General features: G+C 60.9%; 19 protein-coding genes. 5 read left to right on the forward strand and 14 right to left on the reverse strand.

Translation table 11 applies throughout. The annotated features are described in order from the left end of the window. Positions 1 to 47 precede the first annotated feature (47 nt). Positions 48 to 1,520 (forward strand): glutathione synthase, encoded by a 1,473-nt coding sequence (locus ABEA08_RS17825; protein ID WP_345336739.1) that lies wholly within the window; start codon positions 48 to 50, stop codon positions 1,518 to 1,520. A 155-nt stretch (positions 1,521 to 1,675) separates the two neighbouring features. Here the strand turns inward: ABEA08_RS17825 and ABEA08_RS17830 are convergent, their stop codons facing one another. After that, complete coding sequence (locus tag ABEA08_RS17830) at positions 1,676 to 2,410, reverse strand: glutathione S-transferase N-terminal domain-containing protein (protein WP_345336740.1); 735 nt, start codon at positions 2,408 to 2,410, stop codon at positions 1,676 to 1,678. 269 nt (positions 2,411 to 2,679) lie between these two features. Here ABEA08_RS17830 and ABEA08_RS17835 point away from each other — a divergent pair, with 269 nt between their 5' ends. Then, the gene (locus ABEA08_RS17835) at positions 2,680 to 2,949 is read left to right on the forward strand and encodes a hypothetical protein (RefSeq protein ID WP_345336741.1); all 270 of its coding nucleotides are present in this window, start codon (positions 2,680 to 2,682) and stop codon (positions 2,947 to 2,949) included. A 202-nt stretch (positions 2,950 to 3,151) separates the two neighbouring features. On the opposite strand, the gene ABEA08_RS17840 is transcribed toward ABEA08_RS17835, so the two are convergent. Then, on the reverse strand, positions 3,152 to 4,243 hold the full coding sequence (locus ABEA08_RS17840; RefSeq protein ID WP_345336742.1) for a branched-chain amino acid aminotransferase: 1,092 nt from the start codon (positions 4,241 to 4,243) through the stop codon (positions 3,152 to 3,154). 277 nt (positions 4,244 to 4,520) lie between these two features. Between ABEA08_RS17840 and ABEA08_RS17845 the strand changes: the two genes are divergently transcribed. Both ABEA08_RS17845 and ABEA08_RS17850 read left to right on the forward strand, forming a co-directional pair. Continuing rightward, positions 4,521 to 5,051 carry an acyl-CoA thioesterase gene (locus ABEA08_RS17845; RefSeq protein ID WP_345336743.1) on the forward strand — a complete coding sequence of 177 codons (531 nt, stop codon included), beginning with the start codon at positions 4,521 to 4,523 and terminating at the stop codon, positions 5,049 to 5,051. A gap of 203 nt (positions 5,052 to 5,254) precedes the next feature. Then, positions 5,255 to 5,902, forward strand: a complete 648-nt coding sequence (locus ABEA08_RS17850) for a murein L,D-transpeptidase catalytic domain family protein (RefSeq protein WP_345336744.1) — start codon at positions 5,255 to 5,257, stop codon at positions 5,900 to 5,902. A gap of 15 nt (positions 5,903 to 5,917) precedes the next feature. Here ABEA08_RS17850 and ABEA08_RS17855 read toward each other — a convergent pair whose 3' ends face one another. From ABEA08_RS17855 to torS, 12 genes are all read right to left on the reverse strand, one after another. After that, positions 5,918 to 6,448 carry a DUF3833 domain-containing protein gene (locus ABEA08_RS17855; protein ID WP_345336745.1) on the reverse strand — a complete coding sequence of 177 codons (531 nt, stop codon included), beginning with the start codon at positions 6,446 to 6,448 and terminating at the stop codon, positions 5,918 to 5,920. A 14-nt stretch (positions 6,449 to 6,462) separates the two neighbouring features. Beyond that, entirely contained in the window at positions 6,463 to 7,017 is a 555-nt protein-coding gene (locus ABEA08_RS17860; protein WP_345336746.1) for a chalcone isomerase family protein, read from the reverse strand. Continuing rightward, positions 7,017 to 7,538, reverse strand: coding sequence for a DUF2878 domain-containing protein (locus ABEA08_RS17865; protein WP_345336747.1), 522 nt, complete (start codon positions 7,536 to 7,538; stop codon positions 7,017 to 7,019). The genes ABEA08_RS17860 and ABEA08_RS17865 overlap by 1 nt, the downstream gene beginning before the upstream one ends. Before the next feature lie 4 nt (positions 7,539 to 7,542). Beyond that, complete coding sequence (locus ABEA08_RS17870; RefSeq protein ID WP_345336748.1) at positions 7,543 to 8,781, reverse strand: class I SAM-dependent methyltransferase; 1,239 nt, start codon at positions 8,779 to 8,781, stop codon at positions 7,543 to 7,545. Further along, positions 8,778 to 9,563, reverse strand: coding sequence for a DUF1365 domain-containing protein (locus ABEA08_RS17875; protein ID WP_345336749.1), 786 nt, complete (start codon positions 9,561 to 9,563; stop codon positions 8,778 to 8,780). The genes ABEA08_RS17870 and ABEA08_RS17875 overlap by 4 nt, the downstream gene beginning before the upstream one ends. Next, the gene (locus ABEA08_RS17880) at positions 9,560 to 10,855 is read right to left on the reverse strand and encodes an NAD(P)/FAD-dependent oxidoreductase (RefSeq protein WP_345336750.1); all 1,296 of its coding nucleotides are present in this window, start codon (positions 10,853 to 10,855) and stop codon (positions 9,560 to 9,562) included. Before ABEA08_RS17880 ends, ABEA08_RS17875 begins: the two co-directional genes overlap by 4 nt. Continuing rightward, positions 10,852 to 11,583 (reverse strand): SDR family NAD(P)-dependent oxidoreductase, encoded by a 732-nt coding sequence (locus ABEA08_RS17885; protein WP_345336751.1) that lies wholly within the window; start codon positions 11,581 to 11,583, stop codon positions 10,852 to 10,854. The genes ABEA08_RS17880 and ABEA08_RS17885 overlap by 4 nt, the downstream gene beginning before the upstream one ends. Then, positions 11,580 to 12,038: a nuclear transport factor 2 family protein gene (locus tag ABEA08_RS17890; RefSeq protein ID WP_345336752.1), complete on the reverse strand. Its 459-nt coding sequence runs from the start codon at positions 12,036 to 12,038 to the stop codon at positions 11,580 to 11,582. The genes ABEA08_RS17885 and ABEA08_RS17890 overlap by 4 nt, the downstream gene beginning before the upstream one ends. Further along, positions 12,038 to 13,459, reverse strand: coding sequence for a deoxyribodipyrimidine photo-lyase (phrB, locus tag ABEA08_RS17895; protein ID WP_345336753.1), 1,422 nt, complete (start codon positions 13,457 to 13,459; stop codon positions 12,038 to 12,040). The genes ABEA08_RS17890 and phrB overlap by 1 nt, the downstream gene beginning before the upstream one ends. Then, positions 13,456 to 14,289 (reverse strand): MerR family transcriptional regulator, encoded by an 834-nt coding sequence (locus ABEA08_RS17900; protein WP_345336754.1) that lies wholly within the window; start codon positions 14,287 to 14,289, stop codon positions 13,456 to 13,458. Before ABEA08_RS17900 ends, phrB begins: the two co-directional genes overlap by 4 nt. Then, positions 14,286 to 15,227: a YbgA family protein gene (locus ABEA08_RS17905; protein WP_345336755.1), complete on the reverse strand. Its 942-nt coding sequence runs from the start codon at positions 15,225 to 15,227 to the stop codon at positions 14,286 to 14,288. Before ABEA08_RS17905 ends, ABEA08_RS17900 begins: the two co-directional genes overlap by 4 nt. A 114-nt stretch (positions 15,228 to 15,341) precedes the next feature. Then, positions 15,342 to 18,140: a TMAO reductase system sensor histidine kinase/response regulator TorS gene (gene torS, locus ABEA08_RS17910; RefSeq protein WP_345336756.1), complete on the reverse strand. Its 2,799-nt coding sequence runs from the start codon at positions 18,138 to 18,140 to the stop codon at positions 15,342 to 15,344. 55 nt (positions 18,141 to 18,195) lie between these two features. Between torS and torT the strand changes: the two genes are divergently transcribed. Then, positions 18,196 to 19,245, forward strand: coding sequence for a TMAO reductase system periplasmic protein TorT (torT, locus tag ABEA08_RS17915; protein WP_345336757.1), 1,050 nt, complete (start codon positions 18,196 to 18,198; stop codon positions 19,243 to 19,245).

Genomic DNA, 19,245 nt, shown 5'->3' on the forward strand with positions numbered 1-19,245 from the left:
TCTTTATCACCATCACACTGCGCCTGACGTTTTTGAGGTAAGACACAATGAAATCATCCACCGATCCTAAAACCCAGGATCTGATCGACAGTGCCAATGAATGGGCCATGATGCACGGCATGGCGATGAAGACCGGTCCGGGCAGCGCCCGTCACTGCGCCTTCAGCCTAGCCCCGGTGAGCATCAGCCAAGGCATGTTTACCCAGCTCAAACAGGTCACGCCGCTGATCGCCCGGCTGATCGATCGGATCAGTGAGGATCACGCCTTCCTGCAGCAAGCGCTGAAACCCATGGGCCAGGCCGATCCCTTCTTTGGCCACCTGCTGCGCCTGCATCAACAGATCCACGGCACCAGCGCTCAGCCCAAAGCCGCAGTGCGTCAGCCGCTGCTGATGATGCGCACCGATTACATGGACGATCGCGAGCAGGGCCCGAAGGTGATCGAATTTAACGGGATCGCCGCCGGCATGGGGCCCTTTGGCCAGCGCGTTCATCAGCTGCATCGCTACCTCAAAAACCAGTGGCCGGACGCCTACCAACAGTGGGCCGAAACCGCCGGCGACTCAGCATTGGCCGGCAATCAGGCGCTGGAACAGCTGGCCGAGGGCGTCGCCAAGGCGGCGCATGAGATCCGCTTTGCGTCCGGCGAGTCCGGCTCGCCGGTGTTTCTGATGATCGTGCAGGACAATGAGGACAACGTGTACGATCAGCGTCTGCTCGAGCTGGCACTGCAAGAACGCGGCGTGCGCACCGTGCGCCGCAGCTTCCGTCAGCTGCACAGCAAGATTGAAACCGGCGCCGATCAGCGCCTGCGGGTTGAGGGGATCGGCAGCATCGACGCCGTCTACCTGCGAGCCGGCTATCAGTACGAAGACTACTGCTCTACCGACATCGTCGAGCAGGCCTGCTGCGAAGCCCTGACCAGCACCCGGGTGCAGATCGAGCAACACAAAGTCGCGGTCAACGCCACCGTCAGCCAGCAACTGGCCACCAGCAAAACCATCCAGATGTTAGTGACGCAGATGAGCGCAGCCGAGCTGGGTCGTTGGGGACTGAGCCTGGTTGAAGCCGAACAGGTCAAACAGGTATTGGCCGAGATGAAGCCGGTCGACGCCGACACCATCGACTGGTTTGCCGCGCACGGCGATGCCAGCCAGTGGGTGCTGAAAAACCAGGGCGAAGGCGGCGGTCACTGCATCTTCGGCGACGACATTCTGCCCAAGCTGCAGTCGATATCGGCCGCAGAGCAGGACGCCTGGGCGCTGATGCAACGTCTGCATCCGCACGAGCGCGAACGCCCGGCCCTAGCCATTCGCGATGGCCATGCCAAGGTGGTGGATAACCTGATCAGCGAAATTGGCCTGTTCACCGTGCATTTTAATGGCCAGCCGATGACCGACGCCGAACCCAATGAGTCCGGCTACGCCGGCTACCTGATCCGCAGCAAGCCCGCCACCGCTTCGGAAGGCGGCGTGCACAGCGGCGAAGGCATGCTGGATTCGCTGGCGCTGACCGAGTAACCCACACCACCTCAGCCAGAGCTTCAACCCAAACGAGGCGCTGGCTGGGTCGATCTGCACGCTGCGCTGCCGGCGCTCAAACGCACCAAGCCAAGGCTAAGCAAGGTATCAAGGCATCAAGGCATCAAGGCATCAACACAGCTGACTCGCCCGACTCATGCATCGACCAAAGCCAGCTCACTGCGTTTGGTCGACGCAGCCTCATGCTGCGACCAGAGCGGCACTCCACTGCGCCGGGCCAGCGCGTCCAGATAGGCCAACAGCCGCTCGGACAACGCCAGCTCAGAGACTAAGATCAGATCGCGCAGCGCGGCATAGGCGTGCAGATCCGCCGCATTGACCTCGCGTGTCTCGGCCAGCAAGGCATCGATCTTTAGCCAGTCTTCCAACGGCACCAATTGCGGGATCAACGCATCAAGCCAGCGAGGGGTAAGCGCCTTCGCTTGGGACAAGGTCAGCCCCATTCGCCCTTCGCTGCGCTCAATCCATTCCGCCCGCCCCGCTGGGGTTTGCCATGCCTTCAACGGCCGTTCGGCCAACCGAGGCAAACACAACTTGTCCAGTAAGGCGCCATTGGATTCACACCATAAGGCCACCATTCGACTGGCTGCATCACTGTCATCTTCTCCAGACTCCATCAGTTGCGGGGTGTCTGTTGCCTCCGCCAATTGCGCGATGATCTCCGCGCTCGGTTCGATCCACCGCTCGCCGGTCTCAGCTGACAGCATCAGCCGTGGCGCCTTCAGCGTGGGCAACGTCTGACACAGTGACGGTGGCCATTGTCCCGGTGCCACCATGATCACTTCGCAAGCAAGCTGCTTTAACCCGATCAACATCCGCAACCGCAAGCAAAGCGCGCAGTCCTCATACACATACAATTTCATCTTCATTATTCCCCCCAAACATGGCGCGCTCAACCGACGTTGCCGAATACTGTGCCGCATCTTGATGACGCTGGGATTATCGTTCGACGACGATACCCAAGCCGCCAAGGCCCCCCTAAATCTGCCGTCAAAGTGGCCGATTGACCAGCAAAAAGTAAGATAAAACTCACAGTTTTTTAGGTGAATACACCACTACAGATGCTAGAAAAGAGCAAACAGCCTGTGTCAGAATGTGGCCAACCGGCGAGTTAAAATGACCTCAACAAGGATGTAGCATGTCAAATTACCCCCGTGGTCCGGATGTGGTGATCGATATCGCCAAGATGACCCGCACCGCACCGGAGCAATTGCAGCAACTGTTGGAGTTGGAGCGGGAGGGGTTGGTCGCGCTGGAGTTACATCTGAACATCCACGACCGCCCTAACTACAGTCGCAACCTCGACAAGGTCCTTGAAGCCGTCGGTTTGGGCCAAGAAGAGAGCACAGGCAACGACAGGCCATGCGCCAACAACATCATCGACTTCAATCAGTTTCGCAACCGATAGCTTGAGGAAGGTGCTGCTAGCGTCGGCCGCCCCTGCACGCCCACGACATCAAAGCGCTGTGCTTCGGCTAAGGTCTACCAAGGCCGCGCCCATCGCCAAGACCACACCGCACGCTCCCCCAGCCGAGCTCACCTCCAAGCATGACAAACAAAAAGGGCCGCATACCAAAGCATGCGGCCCTCGTTTATTCTACCGGGGATAGTCAGTCGTTACGGCGCGATACTTGACGCATCCAACCCTCAGGCCCAGCGACCGCGCCTTTTTGGATCTCGGTCAGCGTCTGGTACAGCTTGCGGGTATGGGGGCCCACCTGACCATCGCCGACCGTCAGCACCCGGTTGTCCTCAAAGATGTATGAACCCACCGGCGACACCACAGCCGCGGTGCCGAAACCACCCGCTTCGATGATCTCGCCAGACTCGACATCGGCAATAAACTGATCCAGCTTGACCGTCTCCTGGCGCACCTCACAGCCCAGCCGTTCACCCAGCTCTAGGAAGGACTCCGAGGTAATGGACTTGAGGATGGTATCGGTGAAGCGCGGAATGATCACCGTGCCGTCCTTGAGGATATGGAAGTGATTCATCGCACCCACCTCCTCGATCTGGGTATTAGTGGCATCCAGATAGAGCACTTGGGCCGCACCGTACTCCGCCGCGGCTTTGCCCGCCTGCAGCGATGCGGCGTAATTCCCCGCCGCCTTAGATGCCCCAGTCCCCCCGGCAACTGCACGATGGAAACGCTCGGTGATCAGCAAGCGGATCGGCGCATCAAAGCCGTCACTGTAGTAGGGGCCACTTGGACTGAGCATCACGCAAAACGTATAGGTCTCACTGGGGCTGACCGACAAGCGATCCTGAGTGGCAAAGATAAACGGCCGAATATACAGGCACGCCCCCTGCTGCATCGGAAACCAGAGACGATCGGTGTCGATCAGGGCATGGATCGCCTCGATCTGGATCGCCTCATCGATCGCCGGAATACACAGGGTGTCGGCAGAGCGATTCAACCGCTGGGCATTCTTATCGATTCGGAAGGTGTAGATCTCCCCATCGTCGTGCAAAAACGCCTTGGCGCCCTCAAACACCGACTGACCATAATGCAGGGCAACGGCCCCTGGTGCGATCTGGAACGGGCCATAGGGGACGATCCGCGGCTCACACCACTGTCCATCGCGGTAATCCATCAAGAACATGTGATCGGTACGCAGCGTGCCAAATCCTACATCGTCTTTTGGTTTGAATTGTTCTGTGCGCCGCTCAGAGCTCGGCTTTAAATCGTACGCTATCTGCATGACATACCACCTTGTTCTCGAACCCTGCAGACTATGAACCCTTGCTCACAAAGTCAACCAATGCCCCCGTCGCCACCGCCCGCTTGGCAACACCGTCAATCCTACGATTGATGAGACCTATCGCACCCATGAGATCGTCTCACCCGAGTCGTTCCATCCACTCTGTAGGCCCGCTGAGATGAGACCCAAAATAGCGGAGCGTCACTTGCAAATTCACCCGTTCACTTTAAGATCATCCGCCGCACATTCTCCTTTGGACAAGGCCCGTTTCGCCGTTATGTATCCCCTCCTTCGCCTGTTAACCTCCTCAGTGCGCGGACTGTGCGCCAAGCCCTTGCCGGTTGATGCCACCTGCGCCACCCCATTTATCTGTCGCCCATGGGATCTCGATCTCTTCCTTGAGATGAACAATGGCCGGATCCTCACTCTGTACGATCTCGGTCGCTTCGATCTGGCCATCCGCTCCGGTCTGGCTAAGGTTCTCAAACAACAGCGCTGGGGCTTGGTGGTGGCAGGCAGCACCATTCAGTACCGCAAGCGGATCCGCGTGTTCGATCGCGTCACCATTCGCAGCCGTGTCGCCGGCTTCGACGACCGGTGGATCTACATCAAGCAGTCGATGTGGGTCAAAGGCGCGCCGGTTTCCTCGGTCTTGCTGCGCACCGGCGTCACCAGTCGCCAAGGCACCGTCGCACCGCAGAAGGTACTCGATGCCATGAACATTCGCGATTGGCAGCACGAGCCCGCTGAATGGCCCAAGGCGTGGATCCAAAGCGAAACCCTAAGGCCCTGGCCGCCGCAGCATTAATTGCCCGAACGACAGTGCGGCGGGAAGCCAGCCCGGCGCGGCTTCCCGCCGCGCTTACGCACAACCGCACTCATTCGCAATTTCAACACACTATGATCGATTGCACAGTTTTAGCTCAGACATTGGTCAATAACCGAACTTTTGGGTAAGGTCGCCGCTCGTCTGAATCCCGTTTCTCGATGTTGGTAGTGGTCCGTCCGTTTATGAAATCTCCCCTGTCTTGCCTGTTGGCACCGCTTTGTCTTGTCTTTAGCCTGCTGTGCACTCCAGCTCAAGCGTCGGTCGACAACCCTGCCGAGCCCGAGCAGCGACTGTCCGTTATTGAGTTACAAGAGGAGTTGGGTCTGCTGGATCGACTGGATGCCAACGTATTTGCCCGTGCCTACCAGCGCTATCTGGAGACCAATGGCAAGCGTAAGCCATTGCTGACCATCATCGACTATTCGAAGCCTTCTACCCAAAAGCGCTTCTTTGTCATCGATATGGACAAACGGCAACTGCTGTTCGACACCTACACCACCCATGGCGTCAACAGCGGCTACCTGTTTGCCAACGACTTTTCCAATATCGTCAACTCGCGCCAAACCTCGCTAGGCGCCTTTTTGACCGACGATACCTACTATGGTGGCAACGGTTATTCACTGCGGATGGATGGGCTGGATCCCGGCATCAACGACAACGCCCGCCGCCGCTATATCGTGATCCACGGTGCCGACTACGCCAACCCAGCGCTGATCCACCAGCAAGGTCGTTTAGGCCGCAGCTGGGGCTGCCCGGCGCTGCCACAGGACTTGGCGCGAAAGGTGATTGACACCATCAAAGGCGGCAGCCTGATCTACGCCCACGGCTAAGGGTGAAACGGCGGTTCAGGGCTTTTCGAAAAACAGCGTGATCCGCCCCACCTCCACACCAAATTTAGACAGCCTCGCCAGGTTGAACAGCCGGTGGCTGTCCTGGCGATACATCCAGTCATTCAGCGTAATGTCATAGCTGGTGTCCCCCACCGGAATACGCAGAGTGTATTGCCAGTGCAGGGCGTTGCCCGCCACCCGCCCGACCGCTTGGCCAATGACATCCGGTGCTGTGCCGCGATAGCTGCCGTCGGCTTGGCGAACGATGGTCCAAGTCCGCTGCTGGGTTTCACCATCATCAAACACAAAATCCTCCGCCAGCACCAAGGTGTCCGCCGTCACCGTACCGACTAAGGCCACCTCAAAGCGCCGGGTTTGTTTGCCGCTGCGATCCTGCAACATGCCCCACGCCGTACTCTGGCCCTCAAAGAAACCAAACAGATCAAACGCCGGCGTCGTGTCCTGATAATCCTCCAGCGACGCAGAGCAACTGAGCAGTAAGCCAAGTGACAGAGTCAGCATCACGTTGCGTAACCAAACTTTCATGATGATCTCCTAGCTCAAGAGTGGCCCAACAACTGTCGCCGCAGCTTGGGGTAGGCGGTGTCGGGTGACAGCCAGATCTGCAGAAACTGCTGGCTCAATTGCGGATCATCAATGGTGCCCAACAGCGTGCGCTCCAGATAGAATCGACCCTGCCCAGACTCGATGGCAAAGATCAGCCGGTCGCCTTTGCGCACGTCCGGCCACAGCTGCGCCAGTCGCGCCAACCATCGCTGGCGCCGTTCGCCGTCGATCCCCAAGTGCTGCCACTGCTTATCGGTCGCCTGGAGCAAAGCTGCACGGTCGATGTTGCGCCGATAGTGGATCACCAGCGCCACGTCCCGCTCCACCCCAAGAAATTCGCCATCAGGCGCGCGTAACTCGGAGTCATACAGGGTCCAAAAGCCCCATTTCAGCCGCGCCTGGCCGACACTGGGCCATTGCATCCAAGAGTGCCCAGCGTCGCTGCGACCGGCGGTGGACGGACTGTCCAGCTGGGTATTGGCACTGACACCCAGCACCAAGAACAAACTCAGCGCCACGCCAGCCAACCAAGAGCTCACTGTCTTCATCATGCCTCCTCGCCCGGACGCACCCTGTGTGCGCAGGCTCGCCGACTATCTGACTGCATCGCCCGGCGCAGCCCCGCCTGAATGGCCAAGGTGAGCAAAAACCACTCCAGCCATAACAGCGACAGGGTGGGCACCAACCCCATCGGCCAGGACACCGCGCCCAAGCGCACCCCGGCCCAATAACTCATCGCACCAGCACATGCGCCGATCAGCGCCAACCAGTGACTGGGCGCCGCGACCACGACCCGTCTCAGCGCCCAGGCATAGGTGCCAAACCCCAGCCATAACACCAGCAGCCACCCAGGCAGCTGCTCGAAGCGAAACACCCCGGCCTGAGTCCACAGGCTATCTAGCCCCACCCCGACTAAGGCGATCGGCAAGGCCCACAGGCCTGCCCGTGGCCAGCGCAGCCATACCGCCGCAAGTCCCAACAGCAAGGGCCAGTCCCACTGCCCCCACACCGCCAGCAGCCAGAAGCCATTAAACGCCGTGCTGGTCAACACCAGATCCCGCGCGCTCATGGTCTTAGCTCCGCCAGCCAGGGCGACTGAGCAGCAGCTGCACCGCACTGACGGTTCGCTCGGCAAACCCGCCCTCGCAATAGCTCAGGTAGTAGCGCCACATCCGAATGAAACGCTCGTCATAGCCTAAGGTTTTCAGCTCCTCGACACTGTGATTGAAGCCCTGATGCCAATCCCTCAGTGTCTGGGCGTAATCCATCCCCATATCGCGCAGATCCCGCACCACAAAATCGCTGTGCTGGGTCAGAGTCCGGTTCAATCGGGTCAACGACGGTAGGAAGCCACCGGGGAAGATGTACTTCTGGATAAAATCGACGCCCCGGCTGTAGCTGGCATCTCGCTGATCGGCGATGGTGATCGACTGCAGCGCCATCAGTCCCTCGGGTTTGAGCAGCGACTGACACTTGGCCACATAGGTATCGAGGTACTCCTTGCCCACCGCCTCGATCATCTCAACCGACACCAGCTTGTCGTAGTGACCGGTCAGATCGCGATAATCCTGCAGCAGCAGGGTGATCCGATCCGACAGCCCGGCCTGCGCGATCTTGTCCTTTGCCCAGGCGTGTTGCTCCTTGGATATGGTGGTGGTCGTCACCCGGCAGCCATAATGCTGCGCCGCGTGGATCGCCATCGCCCCCCAGCCCGTACCGATCTCCAGCAGGTGATCCTCAGGCTGAAGCCGCAACAACTGACACAAGCGATCCATCTTGTTGATCTGGGCCTGCGCCAAGTCCTCGTCGCCGCTCACATACAAAGCCGACGAGTACAGCATGTTGTGATCGAGAAAGCGCCGGTACAGTTCATTGCCCAGATCATAATGCGCCGCGATGTTCTGTTGTGCTTGGCGTTGATGGTTGCGGCGAAAACGGTGGGTCAGCTGATCTTTCAGTTTGACCGCCCAGCCCACACGCGCCTCGAGCTGATCCAGCACCGCCAGATTGGCCGCCAACACCCGCACCACCTGGGTGAGATCCGGCGAATCCCACCAGCCATCCATATAGCTCTCACCGGCGGCAATGCTGCCCCCTCGCAGAACGCGCTGGAAGAAACCCGCATGGTGCACCACGACCTGGCCGGTCAATGTCCCATCCAATGTTCCAAATTCATGGCGCGTGCCATCCGGCTCCGTCAGGATCAGGCCGCCACTGCGCAATTGCCCCATCACCGACAGCACCAGTGATCGGGCCGCTTTGTCGGACCAACGGCTGGGAGCGCTGAGCTGGGTTGCTTCACTGCTTATCATCGTTGTGCCTCACTCTTGTCTGCGGGTTTGCTGGATGGATGGGAGTAAAAGGGTGCACGCTTGCACCAGAGCTTGAACGCTTGCCAGTAGATCCCCATCACCACCTTCAGAGTCATCACCGGCGTGGCCACCATCAACTGCGCCAATCGCCGGCCGGTAAACGGCTCGGGTTTGAGCTGCAAGGTGGCGTCGAATACCGTCTGTTGCTGGGGATCCTCCACCGCCAGATCCAGCAGGATCCGCGGCTCTGGGGAAGATACGCGCCAGCGGTAGTTCTGGTTCATTGGATTAAACGGCGACACGTGAAACGCCTTGGGGCAATGCCAATGGGCCGCGTGCCATCGCGGCGCGGCGGGAACAGCGTAGCAATGCCGCTGGTTCCACGGCGTGTTGCTGACCTCCACCAAAGTCTGCTGCCAAACGTCGTTGTCGTCATACAGATAGAACAGATTGATGGGGCTGAAATACAGGCCGAAGTAGCGCAGCTGACACAGCAGCATCACCCGTCCGCTCAGGCGCTCGCCGGTCAGCTCGAAGATCCGCTGCTGCGCCGCGTGTTTCAGCACGCCGCCGCTTTGAAGATAATCGCTGCGCAAAAAGCGCGCCGGGTGAAACCAGCGCCGACCAAAGCCGGGGATCTGCCGGGACAAGGCGTCGATCTCATCCAAGTCCAACAGCGGCATAAACAGCGGATAATGGAAGTGATGGGCCACCGGTGTGTAACGCCGATGCCGCACGATACCGACACACAGACGGCTGTGGCGTGGTTGCGTCGCCGTCATAGCGCCACCCACTTCGGCTCTGGCTGGGCCGACTCATCCAGCCCCTGCAGGGCGCTCACCACGTCCATCCCGCTGCGAATGCCATCCTCATGAAAGCCGTTGTACCAATAAGCGCCGCAGAACCAGCTGCGCCGGTGGCCGTTGATCTCATGACGTCGGCTCTGTGCCCGCGCGCTGTCCGCAGAGAACATCGGGTGGGCGTAATGAAAACGCCGCAGGATCCGCTCGGGATCGATCTTATCGGTCTGGTTTAGCGTCACGCAGAAAGTCTCCGGTGCGCTGATCCCCTGCAGGATATTCATGTTGTAGGTCAGGGTCGCTTGGCGATGATCGCGATGGACCCCGTTCTCGAACGCCTCGCCCAGATGGTAGTTCCATGCGGCCCACGCCTTGCGCCGCCGTGGCAGCAAGCGTGTGTCGGTGTGCAGCACCACTTCGTTATTTTGATAGGGCATGGCCGATAAGATCGCCCGCTCCGCTTCGCTGGGATCGGCCAGCAGCGCCAACGCCTGATCGCTGTGACAGGCGAAGATCACCTGATCAAATCGCTCCACGCCCGCTGCGGTAGTCAGCTCTACCCGATCGGCCCATCGCTTGACCTGCTGCACCGGTGTTGCGGTTCGGATCCGCGCTCCTAGCTGTGCTTGCACCTTGCGAACATACTCGCGCGAGCCGCCGGGGATCACCGACCACTGCGGCCGATCCTTCACATCCAGCAGACCGTGATTAAGGAAGAAGCGCAGGAACAGCGCCAACGGGAAGCCGCGCATGTCGGTCAGGCTCGACGACCAGATCGCCGCCCCCATCGGCAGGATATAGTTGTCACAGAAATCGGCACCAAAGCCATGCTGGTGCAGAAACTGGCCTAAGGTGCCCAACTCGGTGTGATCCACCGCCGCCTTCGCCAGCCGGTTAAAGCGCAGGATCTCGGCGATCAGGCGATAGAACCGCGGGCGCAACAGGTTGCGCCGCTGGGCAAACAGGGTACTGAGACTGTGGCCGTTGTACTCCAGCGCCGCCTCATCGTTACGCACACTGAAACTCATCTCACTGGGCTGACCGCTCAGGCCCAGATCAGCCAAAAAGCGCTCAAACAACGGATAGGTGCGGTCGTTGAACACAATAAAGCCGGTATCGATGGCGTAATCGCCACTGACCACCGACACGTCCACCGTGGCGGTATGGCCCCCAACATACCCATTGGCCTCAAACACCGTCACCTCGTGCTGCGGATGCAGATACCAGGCACTGCTTAGGCCGGAAATACCGCTGCCGATAATCGCGATCTTCATCTATTGCTCCCTGTCATGCGTAAGGCCAATGCACGTTGCCAGCCGATGGGCAGCAAGCGGATCAGCTTCAATAGTCCGGTAAAACGCCGGGGGAAATGGATCTCACTGCGGCGCTGGGCAATGCCCCGCCGCATCGCCTGTGACGCCACCTCGACGCTGACGCGCATCGGCATGGCAAAATCGTTCTTGTCGGTCAGCGGCGTTGCCACAAAGCCGGGACACACCAAGCTGACATCCACCTGCTGGGCGGCCAGATCCACCGCCAGCGTATGCGCCAGATAGGCCAGTGCGGCCTTCGATGCGCCATAGGCCTCGGCCCGGGGCAACGGCATATAGGCGGCACTGGAGCCCACCAGCACCAAGTGGGTGCCGGCGACAAAGCGCGATTGCAGCGCCTCGATCACGTGCAACACGCCAAACAGGTTGATGTCGAACACCCGCCGAAACAGCGCTGCGTCGATCTGGCCGCGTTCGATGTACTCGCAGTTACCGGCGTTGAGGATGATCAGATCCGGCATCGACGTCAGGCTCGCCATCGCCGTCTGAACCGCTTCCGGCTCCGTCGCATCAAACGCCAGCGTCTCGATCCGCGCGCTGTGTTGCTGGATCTGCGCCAAGCGCGCACTATCGCGGCCACAAGCCACCACCTGCCAGCCCGAATCGGCATAATCTCTAGCCAACTGCGCGCCGATCCCAGAGCTGGCACCGGTGATCAATACCCGCTTCATTGGCCCAGCCTCGCTTTGACAAAGCGCACCGCCGAGCCCAGCAGCGGCACCGCTTCATACAACATCTCACCCAGATCAAAATAATCGCGATGACTGATGATCAAGCCATCCGCAAACGTCAGCCGGGTGATCCCCGCAACCGTTCGCATCCGCCCCTGCGCCAAACGCGGGTGGGCAAAGTGCATGGTCCATTGCACAAACGCCTGATCGTCATCGCTCATCTGCTGATGGATCTCAAACCGACAGCTGAGGATCTCCGCATAGAGTTGCGCAAAGTAACGCTCCAGCGCGGGCAGGCCTTCGATGCGATGGGCCGGATCCTCAAATCGGATCAGCGGATGGTAGATCTGCGCCAGCAGCGCCAGGTTGTCCCGATCCAGCTGTTGATATATCTCAATAAACCGCGTCATCAGATCCGGCTGCGCCGCCCGATGCTCTGTGATGATCTGCTGCATTACATTCCCCTTGCCTTCGCGGCCTTAAAAGTTTCGATGGCGGCCCGTCGGGCCTGGCTGTGATCCACCATCGGCGGCGGGTAATCCAAGCGCGCCGCACCGGGCCAACGATGCGGCTGATGGATCTCACCCATCGGCACATCGGCCAACTCAGGTAACCAGCGGCGGATAAAGCTGCCATCGGGATCAAACCGCTGACCCTGGGTGGTGGGATTGAAGATCCGGAAATAGGGTTGCGCATCGGTGCCGGTCGACGCGGCCCACTGCCAGCCACCGTTATTGGCCGCCAGATCACCGTCGATCAGATGGGCCATAAACCAGCGCTCGCCATGCTGCCAGTGAATGAGCAGATCCTTGGTCAGAAAGCTCGCCACGATCATCCGCAACCGATTGTGCATCCAACCGGTGGCCAACAGCTGACGCATCGCGGCGTCGACAATAGGAAAACCGGTTTGCCCCTGCTGCCAACGCGCCAACCCGGCGGGATCGTCCCGCCAAGCCACATGCCGGCTCCAGCCATGGAACGGCTGCGCCCGACTCAGGCGGGGAAATTGCGCCATCAAATGGCGATAGAACTCGCGCCATATCAACTCATTGAGCCAAGCAAACGCGCCGCTCTCCTGCACCTCCCAGCAGTCTGGCTGGGCCAACGTCAATGCCGCCAAGCACTGGCGCGGCGACAGCATGCCCAGCGCCAGATAGGGCGACAGACCACTGGTGCCGTCGATGGCGGGCCGGTCTCTATCCTGCTGATAATCCACCACGCGCTGCTGACAAAACGCCTGCAACTTGTGCGACAACGCGGCGTCATCCACCGGCCACGCCGTGCTGTCTTTGAGCGGATAAGCCAAGGCGGTAAACTCTGACGCGATCGCCGAAGGCGCTGTCCTCGCCGCAGGCTCGGGCCGCACAGTCAGCGGCGCGAGCTGCAGCCGCTCAAGCCAACGCTTGCGAAACGGCGTAAACACCTTGTAGGGCTGGGCACTGCCGGTCAAAACGGTCCCCGGCGCCAGCACGCAAGCGTCCTGCAGGCAATGAAACTCGACGCCGCGCCCTGCCAGTTCCAACGCCAATTGCCGGTCGCGCTGTCCTTCATTCCACTGATAGGCTTGGCTGCAGAACACGCCAGCCACCGACCACTGCTGGCACAGCGACAGCAGCGTCTCACGCTGCCCCGTCAGCGTCTGCGCCTCACGCACAACCAGCGGAATGTTGAGCCGCGCTAGGATCGGCTTCATCTGCTGCAGCCGGCGCTGGATCAGATCCGCCTGGATCGGCGCCATGTCATGTTCCCCCCAGCTTTGCTGCGCCGACAGGTACACCGCCACCACCTCCGCGTTGTCCGCACAGGCCTGGCTCAGTGCCGCGTTGTCGACGGTGCGCAGATCGTCCCGGATCCACCACAGATTGCGTTGCGTCATGCTATGTCCCCCTGCGCGAGCAATGACAGCTCGTCCTGATGAATGGTGGCAACACTGCCCAGCAGGCGCAGCTCGCAAGGCTGGGCCGTCAACAACCGCTGCAGCTGAGTCCATGCCGCCGGCGTCAGGCGCCGCTCGCCGGTCACCACCAGCAATGGCGCATCCATCGCCGCCAACATGGACTTCAGTCCATCCAATGTTGGGGTGATCGGCGCCAGCAGCGTCGGTTGCAGCCCTTGGCTCATCAACTCCAGCGCCGACAACCACAGCTCAGCACCGCACTGTGAGTCAAAGCTGATCAGCAGCGCCGGACGGCCGCCGCGCTCCCGCGCTCCCGCCAACAAAGCGCCGCAGCGCTCGATGAGCACCCCTTGCCACAACGCCTGCGTCACCGCCGCCACCGCCTCAGGCAAAGTGGCGAGATAGGTCTCGATCGGGGCGATCAGCTGCTGTCGGTACACTGGCAGCGGGTAGTGCTTCATCACCTCTATCAGCCCACGCTCCAACCTGCGCCGATCAAGCCCATCGAGCGTCGCCTTCACCGCGTCCAACTCCTCTAGCGCCTCACGCCCGGGCGGTAACGACTCCCCCGCCTCTATCAATGGCCGTACCTTGCCGATCGACACGCCCCGCTCCAGCCAACTTAGGATCAGGCGGATCCGCGCCAGATCCTGCGGCGCGTACAGCCGATGCCCCTGCGCCGTCCGCTCAGGCTTGAGCAAGCCATAACGCCGCTGCCAGGCCCGCAAGGTCACGGGATTCACTCCGGTGAGCTCACCCACTTGGGTAATGGTTAATCGTGCCTCAGACGTGCTTGACCCGCCGCTCACAGCGGACAGCGCAGCTTGAGGTGTTGTGGATAGGGCGCCAGATAGGCTTGGCGCTGCAGATAGGAGTTGGGGTAGGCGCGCAGATAATGGTTGAACAGGATCAGCGCGGCCAGCAGCGGCAGGTTGCCCTGGCGATATTCGGCGATCACCTGAGTCAACTCCTCCTTCTCCCGCGCGTTCAATGCGCGCTTAAAGTAGCCCTGCAGATGTTGCAACACATTGGTGTTGCTGCGGCGGTTGGCCCGCTGTTTCAACGCATTCATAAAGGCGAGCCGGTACTCAATAAAAAAGTCTTCCAGCGCAGTTTGGTGGATCTGAGCCACCATTTGGCCCAGCGCGCGGTAAGCCACCGGCGAGTGAGCCATCAGGGTGTACTTGTAACGGCTGTGAAAGTCGATCAGAGCCCGGCGGCTCAGGGTTTGGGTCGACTGGTACAGATCATGGAGGGCAAACACCCGCAGCACGAAGTTTTCCCGCAGAACCGGATCATTGAGTCGGCCATCTTCCTCCACCGGCAACCAAGGCATCATCGTCATCAGTTGCTCGGTAAACAGACCGCGGCCGCCGCCCTCTTTGCTCTGACCATTGGCCAGATGCACCTTCACCCGCTCCATCCCGCAGGAGGGCGACTTGGCGCAGACGATATACCCGCATAACTCACTCATCGACGCCACCTTCTGCCGGGAGAAGGCGATCATCTTATCGGTCAGATCAAGCTCAGACTTGTTGCGGGTGATCAAACGGATCTCACCGTCGATCTCGGACAAACGGATCGCCGGACGGGGGGCATTCATCCCGATGGCCATCTCAGGGCACACCGGGTGAAAGCGAAAATGCTGACTTAGCTGATCGGTGACAAACACACTGCGTTTATGGCCACCATCAAACCGAACCTGCTGACCCAAAACACATGCGCTGATCCCAACGGGAATGTTCATCATTGTCGCCTCTGCTGATCGTAAGTTGTACACACTTGAGCCTTTGTACAACCCACAACCGCATCGGGATCACATTTATTTTTCTTTTTTCACCGACTCACATACCCAGAGCGTTTAGCGATGCGCCGCCAGAGCGGCCAACCCCTGCTGCAATGCCTGCTGCAGCGCCACGCTGTCCGCTTCGTCACCGGAACGCTCCAATTGCGCCGCCGCCTGCGCCGCCTGGCGCATCGCCAGTGCGCCACAGGCGCCCTTGATCTTGTGGCCGAGCGAGCGCCACTCGGAGGGATCACCGTTGGCCAACTGTTGCTGCAACGCCTGCAACGCCGCCGTCATTTGTGCCAAACGCGCCGCCCCCAGCACCTGACGATCGGCCTGCCACTGGGCCCAGTCGATCAGCGGCAACGCCCCATCGGGGCTTGCATCAGCGCTGGGCTGAGCACTGCCCAGCAACAACGCCTGATGCAGACTGGCCAAGCGCAGCGGCTTTCCGACAAAGCCATCAAAGCCCGCCTGCAGGAACCCCTGCACCTGACTGTCAAACACATGGGCTGACATGGCAATGCAGGGCAGCTCGGCGCCATAACGACGTTGATGCGCCGCCTTCAGCGCCCGCTGCAACGTCTGACCATCGCCGTCGGGCAGATGGATATCGACCAATGCCCGGGCAAAGGCCTGGCGACCGACGTGCTCACGCGCCTCGGCGGCGCTGCCCGCCAGTTGCCAGTCCGAGCCCTTGGGGCCATACCCCAGCTTGGCCAGATACCCCTCCAACACCAACACATTGGTGGCATTGTCCTCCACCACCAACAATGGGCTTGGCAAGGGCCCCGGTGCCGCGGCGCTCCCCTCTGCCGGGCGCGCTGCGGCACAACGGGGCAGCGCCAGGGTCAGAATAAAGCTGCTGCCCTCGCCCAGCTCACTGTGCACCTCCAGCTTGGCGTCCATCGCCTGAGCCAGCCGCTGACTGATCGCCAATCCCAGCCCCACGCCGCCCTCCCGTCCAGGCGCCAGCTGATGAAACGCGGTAAAGATCCGCGCCTGCTGAGCGGGCGTCAGTCCCGGGCCCGAGTCCGACACCACAAACTGCAGCCGATCCCTGTCCTGCAGGCGATGCAGCCGAGCCACGGACAGATCCACCCAGCCTTGCTCGGTAAACTTGATGGCATTGCCCAGCAGATTCAGCAGGATCTGACGCAGCTTGAGGCTGTCGCCGAGATACGCCTGCGCCCAATCGCCCTCGGCGGAGATCGTTAACGCCAAGTCACGCCCCCCCTCGGCGATCCGCAATGCCATCAGGCTCTCGATCTCCGCCAGCAGTGCCGTCAGATCAAACGGCTGTGGATCCAACACCAACTCGCCGGATTCGATCTTGGCGTGATCCAACACCTCGTTGAGCAGACTCAGCAGCCATTCACCGCTTTGCCGGATCACCTTCAGATAGGTGGCCTGAGTGGGATTGAGCTGACGATCATCGAGCAGCTCTGCGCTGCCGAGGATCCCATTCATCGGCGTGCGGATCTCATGACTGATGGTAGCCAGGAAGGTCGACTTGGCCCGATTGGCCCGCTCCGCCTCTTCCCGCGCCGCCGCCGTCGCCACCACTTCCTGCTCCAAACGGGCATTCACCTGCTTTAGCTCGCCGGTGCGTTGCTGCACCGTCTGCTCCAAGGTCTGTTGATGCGCCCGCAGCGCCCGCTCCGCCTCCCGCTTACTGCGCTCGGTGGCCTTAAAGGCCTTGATCGCCCCCGCCAAGCGGCTCAATTCATCGTCACCGGCGGCATCGACGCGCACGCTGAGATCGCCGCGGGACAGCGCCACCAAGGCATCGCTGAAGGCGACAATGCGCCGCACCACGCCTTGATAGACCCACTTCCACACCACCCAAGCGGCCAGTGTCATCGCCACAACACCAATCAATAACAAGGCCCAACGGGCCAGTTGATGGGCCTGTGATGATCGCTGCTGCGCTTGCGTCTGTGCCGCCTGCGCCTGTGCCAAGCGCCCGTCGATCGCGCCATTGAGCTCGGCAAACTGCTGATCGATCACGCTGCGCTGCCGGGCCACACTGTCCAGGATCTCTTGCCGCTGCTGCTGCCAGTCGAACAGGATCTGACCCTGTTCCAATCGCTGGGCCAGCGTCAGGATCAGCGCCGAGCGCTGCGGATCCGGTACCTGCTGGGCCTGCAACGGCAGATCCTCCACCAACGCCAGATACTGAGCCCGGCGCTGCGCTATCCGCTCCGCTTCGATCGGTAAGGTCAGCAGTTGGATCAATTGCTGTGCCGAGTGCTGCAGCTCCTGCATCCGCTGCAACTGGGCCAGATCCTGCTGTAGCAGCGCCGCCACATGCCGCGCCAGCTCAGGTCCCGGCTCCAATCCCAGGCTGCGCGCCACAATGGCCGTTTGCGCATTGCCCACCTGACTCTCCACCAATTCGGCCACCTGCGCGGCCGCAGCGACCAGGAGCGGCGTCTGCTGCGCCAGTTGCTGACTCAGCCGGTTGCGATTGTGCACATCCCGCGCCAGCGCATTAAGGCCATCGGGCAGGGTCGACACCAGCGGCAAAAAGCGCGATCCCGGCTCTGCCGCCAAGTCGCGCAACTGACGCGCCAGCTCGCCGCTCAGCCCGGATAGGATGGCCTGCAACCGCAGCGCTTCAGCCGGATCTTCCCCCTCCAGCAGCAGCTGAGAATGGAGCCCGATCCGGCTATGCAGCTGCGCCAAGGCCCGGGTCTTATTCAGTGCTGGGATCGTCCGCTCTAACAAGATCCGCTCGCCCTCGCTGATCCGCACCAAGCCAAACCAACCCACAGCCGCCGCCAGCGCCGAAAGCAGCGCCAACAAGGAAAAGGCCAGCAACAACTTGCCCGCCAGACTATTGGGTCGGATCACATGAAAAGCAGAGCGCACCGTAAAAACCGATTAAACTCAGGTTCAGATAGTGTAAGTCACTGAGTTGCTGAACGTGATCCCAACCTCGTTTTACCAAGCCACCACTCTCGCGCTGATACTGCTCAGTTCCAGCAGTGCAGCGGCCAGCGAACGCTGGCCCGCCCAAACCTGGCAGCCCGGTCAGGACAAACCCGCGAGCGCCAGCCAGTGGCAGCCACTGGCGCGGCTCGATGACACCGAAGCCCACTATCGGCTGTGCGCGCTCTACCCCCATCTGAAAGACTCCTATTGGCTCAGTATCCACGCCGGCATGCTTGAGCAGGCTCAGGCCATGGGGGTCGCGCTGATCAGCATGGACGCCGGCGGCTATCAGCAGCTGGACACCCAATTAGATCAGTTGGCCGAGTGCGAGCGACTGCAGGCCGACGCCATACTCTTGGGCAGCGTCAGCTACCGCCTCAGTGAGCCCGTCAAAGCCGCCGCTCGCCAGCGGCCGGTACTGGCCATCGTCAATGAGGTCGAGCCCGGTGTGGTACGCAGCACCATTGGCGTGCCTTGGCTGGCCATGGGGCAAAACCTGGCGCGTCAGCTCAACCAGATAGCCGCGCAGCCGCTGCAGGTACTGCTGATGCTCGGTCCCGTTACGCGCGGCGGCAATGCCTTCCTCTCCCGAGGACTGAAGTCGGATCTGCAGCCAAACGTCACGGTGATCGATGCCCTGAGCGGCGAAAACAGCCTGGCGATCCAACGGCGCCTGCTTCGCCAATATCTGGCTGCTCACCCCGCGCCGGATGTGATCGTCTGTGGTGCCGTGTGCGCGGAAATGGCGATGGCCGAGTTGGAGACAAGAGGGCTGTCGGTGCCGATCCTATCCAGCTACTTCAGCCACGCGGTATATCAGGGACTCAAGCAGCAGCGCTTAATCATGGCCAACTCAGATCAAATGAAGCTGCAGGGCCGCATGGCGGTGGATCTGGCCCTACGAGCGCTGCAAGGTGAAACCCTGCCCGCGGCATTAGGACCCGAGATCCTGACCGTAACACCCGCCACGCTGACCGAGCTGGGGGAAGAGACGCTGTCCGCCGCCGATTTTCGCGCTCAGTATCGGTGGCAGCCGGAATGA

Origin of the sequence: Ferrimonas pelagia, from assembly GCF_039543565.1 — a bacterium.
GTDB lineage: Bacteria > Pseudomonadota > Gammaproteobacteria > Enterobacterales > Shewanellaceae > Ferrimonas > Ferrimonas pelagia.